The sequence below is a fragment of the Arsenophonus endosymbiont of Apis mellifera genome (assembly GCF_903968575.1).
Taxonomy (GTDB): Bacteria; Pseudomonadota; Gammaproteobacteria; order Enterobacterales; family Enterobacteriaceae; genus Arsenophonus; species Arsenophonus apicola.
Window position 1 is genome coordinate 24,807 of sequence record NZ_CAJCFU010000029.1, and the last position, 15,993, is coordinate 40,799.

Annotated in this window: 13 protein-coding genes; 8 read left to right on the top strand and 5 right to left on the bottom strand. The window is 37.1% G+C overall.

Annotated elements, in window-relative coordinates:
- Positions 1-112: 112 nt before the first annotated feature.
- Both speB and H1X92_RS02600 read left to right on the top strand, forming a co-directional pair.
- The gene (gene speB / locus H1X92_RS02595) at positions 113-1,036 is read left to right on the top strand and encodes an agmatinase (RefSeq protein WP_180558711.1); all 924 of its coding nucleotides are present in this window, start codon (positions 113-115) and stop codon (positions 1,034-1,036) included.
- 214 nt (positions 1,037-1,250) lie between these two features.
- Entirely contained in the window at positions 1,251-2,309 is a 1,059-nt protein-coding gene (locus tag H1X92_RS02600; RefSeq protein ID WP_180558712.1) for an anthrax toxin-like adenylyl cyclase domain-containing protein, read from the top strand.
- A 32-nt stretch (positions 2,310-2,341) separates the two neighbouring features.
- Here the strand turns inward: H1X92_RS02600 and mutH are convergent, their stop codons facing one another.
- The 5 genes from mutH to leuA all read right to left on the bottom strand — a co-directional run bounded on the left by mutH (position 2,342) and on the right by leuA (position 8,433).
- Positions 2,342-3,031 carry a DNA mismatch repair endonuclease MutH gene (gene mutH, locus H1X92_RS02605; RefSeq protein WP_180558713.1) on the bottom strand — a complete coding sequence of 230 codons (690 nt, stop codon included), beginning with the start codon at positions 3,029-3,031 and terminating at the stop codon, positions 2,342-2,344.
- A gap of 720 nt (positions 3,032-3,751) precedes the next feature.
- Positions 3,752-4,354, bottom strand: a complete 603-nt coding sequence (gene leuD / locus H1X92_RS02610) for a 3-isopropylmalate dehydratase small subunit (RefSeq protein ID WP_180558714.1) — start codon at positions 4,352-4,354, stop codon at positions 3,752-3,754.
- A 10-nt stretch (positions 4,355-4,364) separates the two neighbouring features.
- Entirely contained in the window at positions 4,365-5,780 is a 1,416-nt protein-coding gene (leuC, locus tag H1X92_RS02615; protein ID WP_180558715.1) for a 3-isopropylmalate dehydratase large subunit, read from the bottom strand.
- A 3-nt stretch (positions 5,781-5,783) separates the two neighbouring features.
- Positions 5,784-6,875: a 3-isopropylmalate dehydrogenase gene (gene leuB, locus H1X92_RS02620; RefSeq protein ID WP_180558716.1), complete on the bottom strand. Its 1,092-nt coding sequence runs from the start codon at positions 6,873-6,875 to the stop codon at positions 5,784-5,786.
- A gap of 1 nt (position 6,876) precedes the next feature.
- Positions 6,877-8,433, bottom strand: a complete 1,557-nt coding sequence (gene leuA / locus H1X92_RS02625; protein WP_180558717.1) for a 2-isopropylmalate synthase — start codon at positions 8,431-8,433, stop codon at positions 6,877-6,879.
- 923 nt (positions 8,434-9,356) lie between these two features.
- Between leuA and leuO the strand changes: the two genes are divergently transcribed.
- The 6 genes from leuO (at position 9,357) to ftsL (ending at position 15,984) form a co-directional block, all read left to right on the top strand.
- Positions 9,357-10,298, top strand: coding sequence for a transcriptional regulator LeuO (gene leuO / locus H1X92_RS02635; protein WP_180558718.1), 942 nt, complete (start codon positions 9,357-9,359; stop codon positions 10,296-10,298).
- A gap of 351 nt (positions 10,299-10,649) precedes the next feature.
- A complete protein-coding gene (locus H1X92_RS02640) occupies positions 10,650-12,461 on the top strand; it encodes an AMP-dependent synthetase/ligase (protein WP_180558837.1) in 1,812 nt (603 codons plus the stop codon).
- Between the two features lie 132 nt (positions 12,462-12,593).
- A complete protein-coding gene (cra, locus tag H1X92_RS02645) occupies positions 12,594-13,601 on the top strand; it encodes a catabolite repressor/activator (RefSeq protein ID WP_180558719.1) in 1,008 nt (335 codons plus the stop codon).
- Between the two features lie 649 nt (positions 13,602-14,250).
- Positions 14,251-14,709 carry a division/cell wall cluster transcriptional repressor MraZ gene (gene mraZ, locus H1X92_RS02650; protein WP_180558720.1) on the top strand — a complete coding sequence of 153 codons (459 nt, stop codon included), beginning with the start codon at positions 14,251-14,253 and terminating at the stop codon, positions 14,707-14,709.
- A gap of 1 nt (position 14,710) precedes the next feature.
- Complete coding sequence (rsmH, locus tag H1X92_RS02655) at positions 14,711-15,667, top strand: 16S rRNA (cytosine(1402)-N(4))-methyltransferase RsmH (protein WP_180558838.1); 957 nt, start codon at positions 14,711-14,713, stop codon at positions 15,665-15,667.
- Positions 15,667-15,984: a cell division protein FtsL gene (ftsL, locus tag H1X92_RS02660; protein WP_180558721.1), complete on the top strand. Its 318-nt coding sequence runs from the start codon at positions 15,667-15,669 to the stop codon at positions 15,982-15,984. Before rsmH ends, ftsL begins: the two co-directional genes overlap by 1 nt.
- Positions 15,985-15,993: the final 9 nt, after the last annotated feature.

Consider the following 15,993-nt stretch of genomic DNA (forward strand, 5'->3'; position numbering starts at 1 on the left):
TATCTGGTGCGCTGTAAAAGCTTGTTCTTTAGCGCTAGCTGGATGCCAAGCAGAAGAGCAGTGATCTTAATAGTGAAGGTTATTCATTAATAAACAGTTTGAGATAAATTATATGATTAATAATACATTAAATAATCAGGAAGATAATTCTTTGGTTTCTAATGCCTTTGGTTTCATGCGTTTTCCACTCCATTTTTCACCTTATAATAGTGATGCACAGTGGGTTATCACCGGTGTCCCTTTCGATATGGCGACATCAGGCCGTGCTGGCAGCCGGCATGGGCCGGCTGCTATTCGGCAAGTATCAGCAAACCTGGCATGGGAAGGTAAACGTTGGCCATGGCAGTTTGATCTCAAAGAGCAGTTAAAAATAGTTGATTGTGGTGATCTCGTTTTTGCTTTTGGCGATGCACAAGATATGAGTGATAAGTTGCAAGCCCATATCGAAAAGTTATTGGCATCTGGCAAAAGATGTTTAACCTTTGGTGGCGATCACTTCGTTACTTTACCTTTATTACGTGCTCATGCTAAGCATTTTGGTAAAATGGCGTTGGTTCATTTTGACGCACATACCGATACCTATAGCAATGGTAGTAAATTTGATCATGGTACTATGTTTTATCATGCGCCTAGTGAAGGGCTTATTGATGCGACTCACTCCATTCAGATTGGTATTCGGACTGAATATGATAAAGACAATGGTTTTACGGTATTGGATGCGGCTTATGTGAATGACGCCCGGCCGGAAGATATTATTGACCAGATAAAGTCCACAGTGGGTGAATTACCTATATATTTAACCTTTGATATTGATTGTCTAGATCCGGCTTTTGCGCCGGGTACCGGAACCCCCGTTGTTGGTGGATTAACCAGCGATCGTGCCTTAAAGTTATTGCGGGGCTTGCAGCCATTAAATATTGTTGGTATGGATATTGTGGAAGTGGCTCCGGCTTATGATCAATCACAAATTACTGCCTTAGCGGCAGCCACCATCGCATTAGATATGCTTTATATTCAGGCGACTAAAAAATCCTAACTGAACTACATAATTTTACAACAAAATGTGCCATTTTTGGCACATTTTTGTTTGTGCTTAAGTCAACTAATTATCTGTTAAATTGAAACAATATTATTTAAGTCATGCAATCAATCTAAATTTATTTTTTATTTATTAAACTTAGTTATTTGGTTATATTTTTTGTAATAAAATAGGTAAACCGTTACTCTTTTATAATAAAAGTAAAGTATAAATGCATCGCATATCAAATAATTTAATCTTAAATACTGCCTATCATCAACAAATGGCAGTCGAATCTGCTGATTCTGCTAGTTATCAGGTAAGTCAGCCAATAACTGGCATTCCAGCAACACATTTAAAAACTCTTTCTAATTATGCCATTCAAAAAAATCTCATTTATGGTATTAGACCGATTAGTCCCTTAGCGACATCTTTAATAGAAGCCGGTTATCCGACTAAGCCGCTTAGCATCAAAGGAAAGAGCGCCGATTGGGGGCCACAAGCCGGATTTATTTGTGTTGATCAAAATTTTAGCAAGCTTGTCGGACAGCCAGAGCGAGTGAAAAAGTATAATGCCTTGATCCGAAAAAACCTAGAAAATGGCGACGCAGTAAGTGTGCCTTTAACTATACCCCGTGACAGGATCAATGAATTGATCAAGTTAACTTGCCTCGAATTATCTCAACCGCATGGTGACAAAATGGTTTTGTTAGCGCGATCACCAACTGGACAGGAATATCAATTTGAAGCTATTTATCAATCTAATAGTAATAATTACTATCGAATAGAAATAGCTGGGAAACCTATTTATGTCTTGAGTCAACCGGAAATACACGAACCATTTGTCCCTGATTATGATTTATTATTAGTCGCTCCTCATATTGGTGATTATGGCACGCTTGATACCGTGGTACCGAGTGAACGTAATGATACCAAATTAGGAACTGCAAACCATCGTTTGCTGAAATTAGCCGATGATATTCATCGTGCTTTAGATCGCGATGAACAGCATAAACTTATTCATCATGGATCAGATGTGAATAATGAGTCATCGCAATTGACAGACAATTTTCCGGTAACGCTATTTTTGCCTAAAATAATCGGGAAATATAACACGATAGCTGTGTTGGATTCAGCAGAGGCACTTGCTGAATTTATTCAAGCTGCTAAAAATGAAGGTTATCATGTACCGATCAATGAACGTTGGCAAGGAATGCAGAATATTCGCCGAGCTTCTTATGAACAGACCCGTGGTAAGATTGCGCAGTATTATCGTAAATTGTCCTTATAAGATAACACTTGGCTGCTAGCAGTGATAAGTTATTATTTATGAGTGGGCAGCTCAAAATGACGTGCTAGTATTGGAGCAGTAAAATTTTTCTTAAGATAAAATCCACGTGGTAGGGTCATTATTGGTTGCCCGTATTTACCTATCCCTGCTGTTAATGCTTTATTGTTAGCGGCTTTGGGACGAATTTGTAAAACCTGGCCATGGTGGGCGGTGATGTTTTCCACCTGACCTAACACGATCATATCCATCAGCTCTTCCCAATCTTTTTTAAGTAGTTGCTCTTCAATTGAATTTGGACTCCACAATAGTGGCGAAGCAACTCTTCGTTTTGCTAATGGGATTTGGCGTTCACCTTCAATTGGTATCCATAAAACCCGTGACAGCTTGTGACGTACATGGCTAGAAAGCCAGGTCACTCCACTATTACCGGTTAAAGGTGCCACACAAACGAAGGTTGTTTCTAATGGTTCCCCATAGCGGTTAATAGGGATGGTCTTAAGTTCAATACCAAGATGGGCAAAATCTTGTTCTGCTTTGCTGCCGGCATTTGCACCTAAACAATATTCTAATAACTGACCTACCCAACCTTTGGCGCGTCTAAGATCGTGGGGGATAGCAATACCTGCATGGTAAGCCAGTTCAGCCATTGTATAGCCCGCGAGATTTTTAGCTTTATTAAGTAAACTTTGTTCATCATCAGGAAGCTGGGGAGAAAATCGCATAAATCAGACCTGTATAAAAAATGGACAATTAAATTTGTACACACAGTGAAAATTTTAACATAGATCGAATAAATAAGAACAATGCATTGATAATCAAATCATTTTATCTAAAGTCGGCAAATTTTTTTTCTGTTAGGAGTTTAATCGAAGAGGTAATAAACAGGATCTTAGCTATAGTTATCCACAATTTTACTGGATAACTCTAATAAAAGGCCTCTACTGGTTTAATTTACAGTCTTGACAGGCTGGTTTTTGCTAAAAAGACCAGTTAGCTTGCTTAACAAAACAGCGTATCATGTGGATAAAATAGATATTGTTGGATCTTTGTTCATCCCGTTTTGGTTGTGAGCTATCCGCGCTAGTTTGCTCTCTATTTAATCGATTAAATCCATTTATCTCTATGAAAAAAAACTATTAATTTTATATTTAGATATCTATCGATTAAAAAATTCATGAAATTATACCCTGTTTACTCTTGCTTTTTTCACATGGATATCCACAGAAAAGGTGAATAAATTAATAAATATAGCTCTCTATGTGGATAATTTTTCATTATTAATAGATAAATTAAATTATTTTTTAGTAAATAAAACGAAATGTAAGATTTAGTCATGCAATTTAATCGCATGATATGCCATTTTCTAAGCTTAAAATTAATTAAAATAAAAAAATTGCCAGGCTCTGCCAGCATACAGAGGCCGAGCCTGTCATTGTGAATGGTTATTGCAAAAATAGTGGTTGCTGCTCTTCATAGCGGCTAATTTCTGCTTCATGTTGTAAAGTCAGTCCAATACTATCTAAACCATTCATCAAGCAATAACGATGAAAATTATCAATAGTAAAAAAATAAGTTTTATCCTCAGTTATAACCGTTTGAGTCGTCAAATCAATAGTGAATTGACAACCTTCATGGTGTTCAACATAGTTAAATAGTTGATTAATTTCTGTTTCATTTAACTTAATGGGTAATAATTGGTTGTTAAAGGCATTGTTATAGAAAATATCGGCAAAACTCGGCGCAATAATGGCGCAAAAGCCATAATCTGTTAATGCCCAAGGCGCATGTTCGCGCGATGATCCACATCCGAAATTTTCCCGAGTTAATAAAATAGTAGCGCCTTGATAACGAGATTTGTTAAGCACAAAATCTGGATCAGGTTGTTGACCGTTATCATCCAGAAAACGCCAATCGTGGAAAAGGTGTTGACCAAAACCGACTCGAGTGACTTTTTGTAAAAATTGTTTTGGGATGATCACATCAGTATCAATATTGGCTATATCTAAAGTCGCCACTAAGCCAGTATGTTGGATAAATTTTTTCATTTACCAATTCCTATTTTGTTTGGTCATTGTTGATCTTACGCACATCGACAAAATGGCCGTAAATAGCGGCCGCTGCCGCCATAGCGGGACTGACTAAGTGGGTTCGACCACCACGCCCCTGACGCCCTTCAAAATTACGGTTACTGGTGGAGGCACAACGTTCACCAGGGGCAAGGCGATCACTATTCATTGCCAGACACATTGAACAACCTGGTAAACGCCATTCAAATCCGGCATCGATAAATATTTTGTCCAAACCTTCGTGCTCTGCTTGTGCTTTTACTGGCTCTGAACCGGGAACAACAATAGCTTGTACATTAATGGCCACTTTATTGCCTTTGGCAATAGCGGCAGCAGAACGCAAATCTTCAATACGTGAATTAGTGCAAGAACCGATAAACACTTTATCAATTTTAATGTCAGTCAATTTGCTGCCAGCTTGTAACCCCATATAATTCAATGCTTTTTCCGCGGATGCGCATTCAATCGCATCAGGTAATGAACTAGGTAAAGGTATAACATCATCAATGGCAATCACTTGCCCTGGATTGGTACCCCAAGTAACCTGAGGCGCAATTTCCGCTGCATCAATAATTTTAATGGCATCATAATTGGCATTCGGATCAGACTTTAGCGTTTTCCAATAGTTAACGGCTTGCTGCCATTGTTCTCCGGTTGGTGCAAATCGACGGCCTTTAATATAATTAAATGTTGTATCATCAGGTGCAATAATTCCCGCTTTAGCTCCCATTTCAATTGCCATATTACAGATAGTCATTCGGCCTTCCATGGTTAAGTTTTCAATTGCCTTACCGCAGAATTCAATAACATAACCCGTACCACCGGCACTACCGATTTTGCCAATCATTGCCAATACCATATCCTTTGCTGTGATGCCATTTGCTAATTCACCGATAACTTCAATTTTCATCGTTTTAGCGCGAGCTTGTTTCAAGGTTTGGGTAGCCAAGACATGCTCAACTTCCGATGTACCAATACCAAAAGCTAATGCACCAAATGCACCATGGTTTGCAGTATGGGAATCACCACAAACAATAGTCATGCCGGGTAAAGTTATGCCTTGTTCCGGCCCCATAACGTGGACAATACCTTGGAAAGGATGTTCTAAATCGTAAAGTGTGATAGCAAATTGTTGACAATTTTTTATCAAGGTTTGCATTTGAATGCCAGCCATCTCACCACTTGCATTAATATCTTTAGTTTGGGTAGAGACATTGTGATCCATGGTGGCAAAGGTTTTATTGGGTTGCCTGACTGAACGGTTATGAGCCCTCAAACCATCAAATGCTTGGGGAGAAGTAACTTCATGCAGTAGGTGGCGATCGATATAAATTAATGGTGTTTCATTTTCCGATGCATGGACAATGTGTGCATCGTACAATTTTTGATATAAAGTTCTCGCCATAATCTAAGCCTCTTGCATAATATAGCTAGCAATAATACTGCCCATTTCATCGGTACTGACAAATTGCTGATCTAATGCCAAATCCTGAGTTCGATAACCTTGTAATAAGGTTTTATTGACGGCATTTTCTATCGCATCGGCAATATGTGGTTGATGCAGGCTATAACGCAGCATGAGCGCTACTGATAAGATTTGCGCAATTGGATTAGCCACATTTTTACCGGCGATATCTGGTGCTGAGCCGCCAGCTGGTTCGTATAAGCCAAAATTTTGTTGATTTAAACTGGCAGAAGGTAACATTCCCATTGAACCGGTAATCATTGCACATTCATCGGAAATAATATCGCCAAAAATATTTGAGCAGAGCATAACATCAAATTGCGCCGGATCTTTGATCAACTGCATAGTGGCATTGTCGATATACATGTGGTTGATTTCGACATCGGGGTAAATTGTGGCAATATCATTAACCACCTCTCGCCACAAAATCGAACTTTGCAATACATTAGCTTTGTCTATTGATGTTACTTTATAGCTTCGCTTACGAGCCGCCTGAAAAGCGATATGCGCAATGCGTTCAATTTCATAGCGATGATAAATTTCGGTATCAAAGGCTTTTTCATCAATACCTGATCCGACACGTCCTTTAGGTTGACCGAAATAGATCCCTCCTGTTAATTCACGCACACAAAGAATATCAAAACCATTCGCTGCAGTGTCTGCCCGTAATGGACAAAAGTTATTTAAACTAGGATAAAGACGGGCCGGTCGTAGATTACTAAATAACTGAAAATGCTTACGTAAGGGTAACAATGCACCGCGTTCAGGCTGACTATCAGGAGGCAGGTGTTCCCATTGCGGTCCACCGACTGAACCAAAGAGTATTGCATCTGCTTGTTGGCAACCTGAAAGTGTTTCAGCTGGCAATGGTTGGCCATAGTGGTCAATAGCAATTCCACCAACATCATATTCATGGGTTACGATAGCCAAATTAAACTGTTGGCCGATAGCAGCTAACACCTTATAGGCTTGTGCCATAACTTCCGGGCCAATACCATCACCTGGTAAAACAGCAACATTATAATTACTAGCCATTTTATTGAGTTACCTCTGTATTGCAGTGATTTTTTTGTTTTTTGACTAATTCTGCTCGCCAGATATTATTTAACACGTGGATCATTGCCATGGCGGATGATCCAATAATATCGGTTTCTAATCCGATACCATGAAAACGTCGGCCAAAACATTCAGCCACGATATCAACTTGACCTAACGCTTCATTACCTTGACCTTTAGCGGATAACTGGTAGGAAATTAGTTGAATAGAATAATTTGCTATTTTATTAATTGCCTGATAAATCGCATCAACTGGGCCATTGCCTGTTGCTGCGTCAGATTTTTCCTGATCTCCACAGATTATTTTTATCGTGGCAGTGGCAACCAGATTTGAGCCTGATTGGATACTAAAATAGGCTAAACGGAAAAATTCAGGCTCTTGTTGTTGTTGATTAATAAAAGCTAAAGCTTCCAAGTCATAGTCGAAGATCTGACCTTTTTTATCTGCTAAGCGCAAAAATGCTGCATATAACTGTTCTAAATTGTAATCTGTATCTTGATATCCCATTTCGGTCATGCGATGCATTACCGCAGCTCGGCCTGAACGAGACGTCAGATTTAATTGTGTCTCTTTTAAACCAATTGCTGCTGGTGTCATAATTTCGTAAGTTTCTCGATTCTTAAGTACACCATCTTGATGGATACCTGAAGAATGTGAAAAAGCATTACTGCCGACGATCGCTTTATTAGCAGGAATAGGGGCATTGCATAACTTGCTGACTAATTGGCTGGTACGATAAATTTCTTTATGATTAATGTTTGTCGTGACGGCTAACGTTTTTTGGCGCACTTTAATTGCCATAATAATTTCTTCTAAGGCACAGTTGCCAGCGCGTTCTCCTAAACCATTAATCGTTCCTTCTACTTGTCGAGCTCCGGCTTGAATTGCAGTGAGAGAATTGGCTACCGACATACCTAAATCATCATGACAGTGGACAGAAATAATGGCTTTATCGATGTTTGGTACCCGATTAAAAAGATCTTTAATAATATTGCCAAATTGACAAGGGATAGTATAACCAACAGTATCAGGGATATTAATCGTTGTGGCACCTGCATCGATCGCCATTTCCACGATCCGGCATAAATCATCAGCATCAGTGCGGCCGGCATCTTCACAGGAAAATTCTATATCATCTGTATAGCGCTTGGCATGCTTAATTGAGTGGTTAGCGAGGGCTAAAATATCATTAAAAGAACGCTTTAATTTATGTTCAATATGCAATGACGACGTTGCTAAAAAAAGATGTAACCGGAAACTATTAGCAACTTTTAATGCTTCAGCGGCAATATCAATGTCGTTATCAACACAACGTGCCAAACCACATATACGGCTATTTTTAATTTCTTTGGCGATGGCTTGAACAGATTTAAAATCTCCTGGTGAAGAGACAGGAAAGCCAGCCTCAATAACATCAACGCCTAAACGTTCCAGAGCATAAGCAATTTGTAGTTTTTCTTTGATGCTTAAACTTGCTTGTAAAGCTTGTTCGCCATCACGTAATGTTGTATCAAAGATAATAATATTATTGCTCATACTGTTTGTTCCTATATCGGATTCTTGGTTGTGATCGGTTTTTTTGTTAGTAAGTTTATAGAAAGAGCTATTTAGTAAGATTGCGAGCATAAAAAAACCCGCGCTTCTGCGCGGGTTTTTTTATGTGGGTAGATATTAATAACTTCGTTCACCCATAAGCATACCGCGCACAGAAAATGCGAGAAGTAGCAGGCTTAGTAGGTGAATAAAAAAAGACATAAAATATTGACCTTATTAATATCAAAAATATCATCATATTTTTTATAAATACCTTATCTTTATCATTATGTCAATATTAAAATAAAAATTGATTTTGTTAATATAAAGAATGTTTTTACTAGGATACATGGCTAATTTTTATATTTTTAACACTGTTTTTATCTATTCTTTTAATTCAAAAAACTGATAAAATTTAGCTAAAAATTAATTTAGTTGCATTTAATTTATTTCAATAATGTTTCTTAATTGTAAAATGTAAAATTAGTTTAATAAAAATATATTAGGAAGTGTTTGTTATAAAAATGAGTAAAGGAAATATTGAATAAGCAATAATTTATTCTGTGATGAATCTGATAATTTGTAATGAATAATAAGAATTGAATAATTTTATTATGAATTCTACCATGCTTTGTTTTATCATCTAATTGAAGGATTAATAGATGGATATTTAATTTTATTATTTATTGATTATGTGAATATTGAAGGATAATAATTTTATAATTAGGGCTTTGGTAGAAATGATTTTTAAACTGATCCGTTAATGTTAAGGCATGGAAGCTAAAATCATTTAAAAAGTTAAATGGTTCGCTTAATTTATTTTAATGAATTTAAGAATAAAACAATATACCTAAGTTAATAATTAATTAGGTTAATTTTTTATTTTTATTTATTAAATATACATATATATCAAGTAGGGTAAAATAATGACTGACTACAACACAGTTTCAGCAACGAAAAAAGAGCCAAGCGATATTCATTTGCGAAATGTTGATTCAAATTTATTAACGGTTTTTGATGTAGTTATGCAGATGCAGAATGTTACCCGTGCAGCACAGATTTTAGGAATGTCACAGCCTGCTGTTAGTAATGCAGTATCGCGTTTGAAAGTGATGTTCAATGATGAGCTTTTTGTTCGTTATGGCCGAGGTATTCAGCCGACTTCACGTGCTAAGCAACTATTTGGTCCCGTTAGACAGGCATTACAACTAGTACATAACGAATTACCGGGTGCAGGATTTGAGCCAGAGCAGAGTGAACGGGTATTTAAATTATCAATATGTAGTCCACTAGATATTCGTTTAGCGGCTAGTATCGTTGCACGAGTTAAGCAAAATGCACCAAATATTGACGTAATTATTCAATCATACCTTGATGATAATATTGCCCATCAATTGAAATATCAAGAAACAGAATTTGTTATCAGCTATAACGAATTTGATAAACCTGAATATCATCACCATCCATTATTTAATGATGAATTAGTTTTAGCAGTGTCTAATAATCATCCCAATATTAAAAATACAATCTCTGATGATATATTACAGGGTGAAAAACATGCGGTTGTCTCCATGGATAATATGGGTTCTTTTAGTAAACCTTATTATCATAATAGCGATCTTTTTCATTCTATTATTTACCAAGGAACAGATTTAAATAGCGTATTAAATATTGTTTCTCAAACTCATTTTGTCGCTATTGCACCAAAATGGCTTGTTGAATATTATTCAAGTCAGTTAAATTTAAGATCAGTTGAATTACCCTGGGAAAAAACGACACGTCCCTGTTATTTGATTTGGCATGAATCTACAACTCGAGACAAAGGACATAAGTGGATGAAAACGCAATTAGGGCAACTGAGTAACTAATCAATAGCGCACTTTTTCGTATAATCAGCAAAGAAAGTGGACAGGAACAGATAATAAAGTTTGCATTAAAGATAGCTTGTAAATTATTCTATTACAATTATCAAATTGATATATAAAATATTTTTCTTTTATAAAAGCACTTTTATGCCAAGTCATTGTTACGTTAGTATGGATTTGGCGTGAACGTGTTTTTTAATTCCATTAAAGCCTCTTTTTTTATCTAACAATTATGTATAATGCCACTATTAGCTAACAACTGTACGCTGAAATTATTTTTTATAACTTTAGCCTACATGACCTGTTGCCATTAAATAATTATATTTGGTAAATAAAAGTTCACTAAGGGAAGATATTTTGACTAGTGAGAATTTGCATTCTTATCATTTAGTTAACCAGTTTCAACAAAAGATTAATTCGCCGACTTTGGCTAACCGAGTTGCTTTTAGGCAATGGTCAGCAACTCATCAAAGCCAATTAACGTGGCAAGAAATTGGACAAAAAACAGAATCTATTTCTTTAGCATTACTTGAATTAGGTGTGAATATACAAGAAAATGTCGCTATTTTCGCCGATAATAGTATGAATTGGTCTTTAACTGATCTGGCTATTTTACAAATCCGCGCCGTGACAGTGCCTCTCTATTCAACCAGTAATGTCAATCAGGCTGCTTATATCTTAAATGATGCTAATATTCGCATCCTATTTGTTGGCGATCAGCTTCAATATGATATAGCTAAATCGCTATTTAAATTATGCCCTAAATTGACTAACATCATTGTTTTTAATGAAGATATTGATATTTCTGCTTGCCCAAAAGCTTATCCTCTATCGGTATTAATGCAGAACTCTTCATCCCAATTTTTGACCCAATTGAAACAACGAATTGCACAACATCAATTAAGTGATTTATTTACATTAATTTATACTTCCGGCACAACAGGTGAACCGAAAGGGGTGATGCTTGATTATGCCAATATGGCAGCTCAACTTTATTTACATGATGAGCGTTTAACATTAACTGAGTCAGATATTTCACTCTGTTTTTTACCGCTTTCTCATGTTTTTGAGCGAGCGTGGAGTTTTTATGTTATGCATATTGGCGCACAAAACATCTATTTAACCGATGCCCACAGTGTTAGAGAAGCTATGGTTGCGGTAAAACCTACAGTAATGTGCGCAGTGCCCCGTTTCTATGAAAAAGTTTATGCTGCCATAAATCAGAAAGTTTCCAAAGCATCTTGGCTACGTAGACAGCTTTTCAATTGGGCGCTTCGTCAAGGTAAACGTCAAGTAGCTCTGGTTCAACAAGGAAAAAAAGGCGGTTGGTTACATCGTTTTTTTTATCGTAATGCAGATAAATGGGTATTAACTAAATTAAAAATGATTTTAGGTGGCCGATTGTGTTTTTTACCTGCCGCAGGGGCTCATCTTGATGATGAGGTTATTCGTTTCTTTTTAGCTGCCGGGATTAATATCAAATATGGCTATGGTATGACTGAAACCTGTGCAACGATTTCTTGTTGGGAAGAGAAAAATTATTGCTTAGGCTCGATTGGTACACCATTATCTGATATTCAGGTGCGTATTGGGCAGGAAAATGAGATCCAGGTTAAAGGGCCCATTGTGATGAGGGGCTATTTCAATAAACCAACTGAAACAGCACAGGCTTTCACCCACGATGGTTGGTTCAAAACGGGAGATGCGGGTAGGCTTGATGCAGTCGGCAACTTGTTTATTACCGAACGGTTAAAGGATTTAATGAAAACCTCTAATGGTAAATATATTGCTCCACAACTGATTGAAGGTGCATTATGTCAAGATCGTTTTATTGAACATATTGCAGTAATCGCAGATGCGCGTAAATTTGTTTCCGCACTGATTGTTCCTTGTTTTGATTCACTGGAAGAGTATGCTCATTCAATTAATTTGAAATATCACTGTCGATTAGAACTATTACGTAATAGTCGCATTGTTGAACTTTTTGATTTACGTCTGAAAGAAATGCAAAAGAATTTTGCTAATTTTCATCAAGTAAAACGTTTTACTCTGTTACCTATTGGTTTTTCTATGGAAAATGGTGAGTTAACCCCAACCTTAAAATTAAGGAGTAAAGTCATCGCTCAACGATATCAGCGTGAAATTGAATCCATGTATCAAGACTAAATTCTGCGAGTTTTTTCATGGTGGAAAAAGCAAATTTTGCGGTGAAAATATCTCTTCAGCAAGTTAAAATAGAACAACTTTTATTGTCTCAAGTTTTTGGGACTTTTTCTGTTTGCAAAAGGGGTCATCAACGTGAAATTGGATGAAATTGCCCGTCTGGCCGGCGTTTCCCGTACAACCGCCAGTTATGTTATCAATGGCAAAGCTAAACAGTATCGAGTCAGTGATAAGACGGTTGAAAGAGTGATGTCTGTTGTTAAGGAACATAACTATTATCCAAATGCGGTCGCTGCTGGACTGCGAGCTGGCCGTACCCATTCAATTGGCCTGGTGATCCCGGATTTAGAAAATAGCAGTTATACTCGGATTGCCAATTATCTTGAACGTAAAGCACGTCAATGCGGTTATCAGTTACTTATTGCCTGCTCTGAAGATCAACCAGATAACGAAACTCAGTGTATAGAGCACTTATTGAAGCGTCAGGTGGATGCAATCATTGTTTCAACCGCTTTAGCACCGGAACATCCGTTTTATCAACGCTGGGCTAATCGTTCATTACCCATTATTGCTTTAGATCGCGCATTAGAACCGCAGCATTTTATTAGTGTGGTTGGCGATGATTTACAAGATGCCAAAATGTTAGCAACTGAATTACATAAATTTCCGGTAAAAAAAGTTCTCTATTTAGGGGCATTACCTGAGCTTTCTGTTAGCTTATTACGTGAACAGGGATTTAGAGAATCTTGGCAAGATAAATCCAATTCAGTCAAGTATTTATATGCTAGCAGTTATGAACGTCATGCTGCTGAAGAAATTTTTGCGCAGTGGCTAGATCATAATGAAATGCCGGAAGCATTTTTTACAACATCATTTTCTCTGTTACAGGGAGTAATGGACGTGATGTTAAAGCGTGATGGACGATTAGCAAGTGATATTGTGATTGCAACTTTTGGTGATAATGAATTGTTAGATTTTTTTACCTGTCCAGTATTATCGGTTGTGCAACGTCACCAAGTTATTGCTGATAAAGTAATAGAGCTGGTATTAGCGAGCTTAAGTGAAAATGAGAAGCCTGGCATTGGTATAACACGTATCCAGCGTGATTTATGTCGAAGAGGTAGCTTAAGCCGTACAATTTAACTTAAGTTGAAAATATCTAATAAAATTTTAAAAATGCACTATTCAAATTGTGTATTTTTAAAAAATTTATAAATAAATAACCACAAATGGTAATAATTCAGACAATTCTTAATAAAATTGTTTCGAATATTAAGATTTACACATAAAATAGTCACCGACAGATATAGAATATTTTTCTATTTAACGTATAGATTTTATACGATTAGCGATATAAAAAATTACTGTATATTTATCAGTATGTGTAATATACTGATAAATAATGTAAATTTTAAAATTTTGCGGCAAATAATTTTTGGGAAGTTTGATTAATTGTTATTTATATGGATAAAGTGTTATCTGAAGGTTGATTTAAAATAAAGCATTGGTTGTGTATTTTAGTTTTTATTTCTTTTTTTGCGAAATAAATAAGTTTCGACAGTGAATATAAGTATAAAAAATCAATTTATGCAATTTTATCATAATGTTAATTGTTTTTAATTTTTTACTCGTCAGAAAACCCACCCAATCATTTTCCAACATTATTCTGTAAATAAAACTAAAGCACAGTGGCTCTTGCTTGACAAGATTTTCATACCCTTCGTAAACTCTATAGTAAGTGGGAAATTGTGGTGTAATGTGGTGATTTTTGTAATATAAGGGTTGAAGAGATATGTTTCGTGGCGCAACACTCGTCAATCTCGACAGCAAAGGGCGATTAACCGTGCCCACGCGCTATCGCGGTATGCTGAACGAGGAGTCGGAAGGGCAGATGGTGTTTACTATCGACCTTCATCAGCCATGCCTATTACTTTATACATTACCTGAATGGGAAATTATCGAAAAAAAACTGTCACAACTTTCTACGATGAATCCGGTTGAACGCCGTGTTCAGCGTTTATTACTTGGACACGCTAGTGAATGCCAGATGGATAGTGCAGGTCGTCTTTTGCTCGCTAATACCCTGCGTCAACAGGCAGGGCTCAAAAAGGCAGTCATGCTGGTTGGCCAAATTAATAAATTTGAGTTATGGGATGAGCAGACTTGGTATCAGCAAATACAGGCAGATATTGAAGCTGAGCAGAGCGCAAATGAACCATTATCAACGCGGCTACAGGATCTATCTCTTTAATATGGCAGACAGTCGATTTAAACATATCAGTGTGCTTCTTGATGAAGCAGTCAATGGATTGAATATAAAAGCAAATGGCATTTATGTTGACGGTACATTTGGCCGGGGAGGGCACTCTCAATTAATTCTCTCTCGGTTAGGTAGTGAAGGGCGTTTGATAGCGTTAGATCGTGATCCCGATGCAGTGGCAGCCGCTGAAAAAATGATTACTGATAACAGATTTTCAATTAAACATGGTTCTTTTTCTCAGTTGCAAACATTTATTGTAGAAGAGGGATTAGTGGGCAAGATTGATGGCGTATTGCTTGATTTAGGTGTTTCATCACCGCAATTAGATGATCCAGAGCGAGGTTTTTCTTTTATGCGTGATGGACCATTAGATATGCGAATGGATCCGACAACAGGTCAATCTGCTGCACAATGGTTGATGAAGGCGGAAGAATCAGATATAGCCTGGGTATTGAAAACTTATGGTGAAGAAAGATTTGCCAAAAGAATTGCAAAAGCGATTGTGGCTCGCAACCATCATTCAGCAGAGGAACCATTAACACGGACAAAACAACTGGCAGAATTGATAGCGCAAGTTAGTCCCTTTAAGGAAAAACATAAGCATCCAGCAACACGATCGTTCCAGGCAATTCGCATATATATCAATAGCGAATTGGAAGAAATAGCAAAAGCGCTAGAGGATTCATTAAATATATTGGCACCACAGGGACGGCTATCGATAATTAGTTTTCACTCATTGGAAGATAGGCTGGTTAAGCGTTTTATCCGAGAGCATAGCAGAGGACCAAAAGTCCCAGTCGGATTACCATTAACCGATGTGCAATTAAAAGCGATTGGTAAACCGATATTGAAGGTACTAGGCAAAATGAAACCGACAGCAAGAGAAGTTATCGAAAACCCACGAGCAAGAAGCTCAGTTGTGCGTTTTGCTGAAATGTTGGAACGATAATGACAGCGGAAAAATATAGCTTAATTAGGATCATTGCTTATGATATTTTTCGGCACGGAGCTGTCCCATTGATTCTATTGATAGTGATTATTGTATCAGCAATTTCAATTGTTACCGTCAGTCACCAAACACGGTTATTAACGGCACAAAAGGATTTGATGACAGAAGAAAAAGAATCTTTAGATATAGAATGGCGCAATTTGATTTTGGAAGAGAACTCATTAGGAAATCATAGTCGAGTTGAGCGCCTTTCGGTAGAAAAGCTACAAATGATCCATGTAGATCCGACGCAAGAACATATTGTGATTGCAAAATAGCTTTAGTAG

Excerpts from the sequence above, each read along its gene's own strand:
- mutH (WP_180558713.1), bottom strand. The coding sequence starts at position 3,031 with ATGCGATTTTCTCCCCAGCTTCCTGATGATGAACAAAGTTTACTTAAT.
- rsmH (WP_180558838.1), top strand. The coding sequence starts at position 14,711 with ATGGCAGACAGTCGATTTAAACATATCAGTGTGCTTCTTGATGAAGCA.
- leuD (WP_180558714.1), bottom strand. The coding sequence starts at position 4,354 with ATGAAAAAATTTATCCAACATACTGGCTTAGTGGCGACTTTAGATATA.
- H1X92_RS02600 (WP_180558712.1), top strand. The coding sequence starts at position 1,251 with ATGCATCGCATATCAAATAATTTAATCTTAAATACTGCCTATCATCAA.
- speB (WP_180558711.1), top strand. The coding sequence starts at position 113 with ATGATTAATAATACATTAAATAATCAGGAAGATAATTCTTTGGTTTCT.
- leuB (WP_180558716.1), bottom strand. The coding sequence starts at position 6,875 with ATGGCTAGTAATTATAATGTTGCTGTTTTACCAGGTGATGGTATTGGC.
- mraZ (WP_180558720.1), top strand. The coding sequence starts at position 14,251 with ATGTTTCGTGGCGCAACACTCGTCAATCTCGACAGCAAAGGGCGATTA.
- leuC (WP_180558715.1), bottom strand. The coding sequence starts at position 5,780 with ATGGCGAGAACTTTATATCAAAAATTGTACGATGCACACATTGTCCAT.
- leuA (WP_180558717.1), bottom strand. The coding sequence starts at position 8,433 with ATGAGCAATAATATTATTATCTTTGATACAACATTACGTGATGGCGAA.
- leuO (WP_180558718.1), top strand. The coding sequence starts at position 9,357 with ATGACTGACTACAACACAGTTTCAGCAACGAAAAAAGAGCCAAGCGAT.
- ftsL (WP_180558721.1), top strand. The coding sequence starts at position 15,667 with ATGACAGCGGAAAAATATAGCTTAATTAGGATCATTGCTTATGATATT.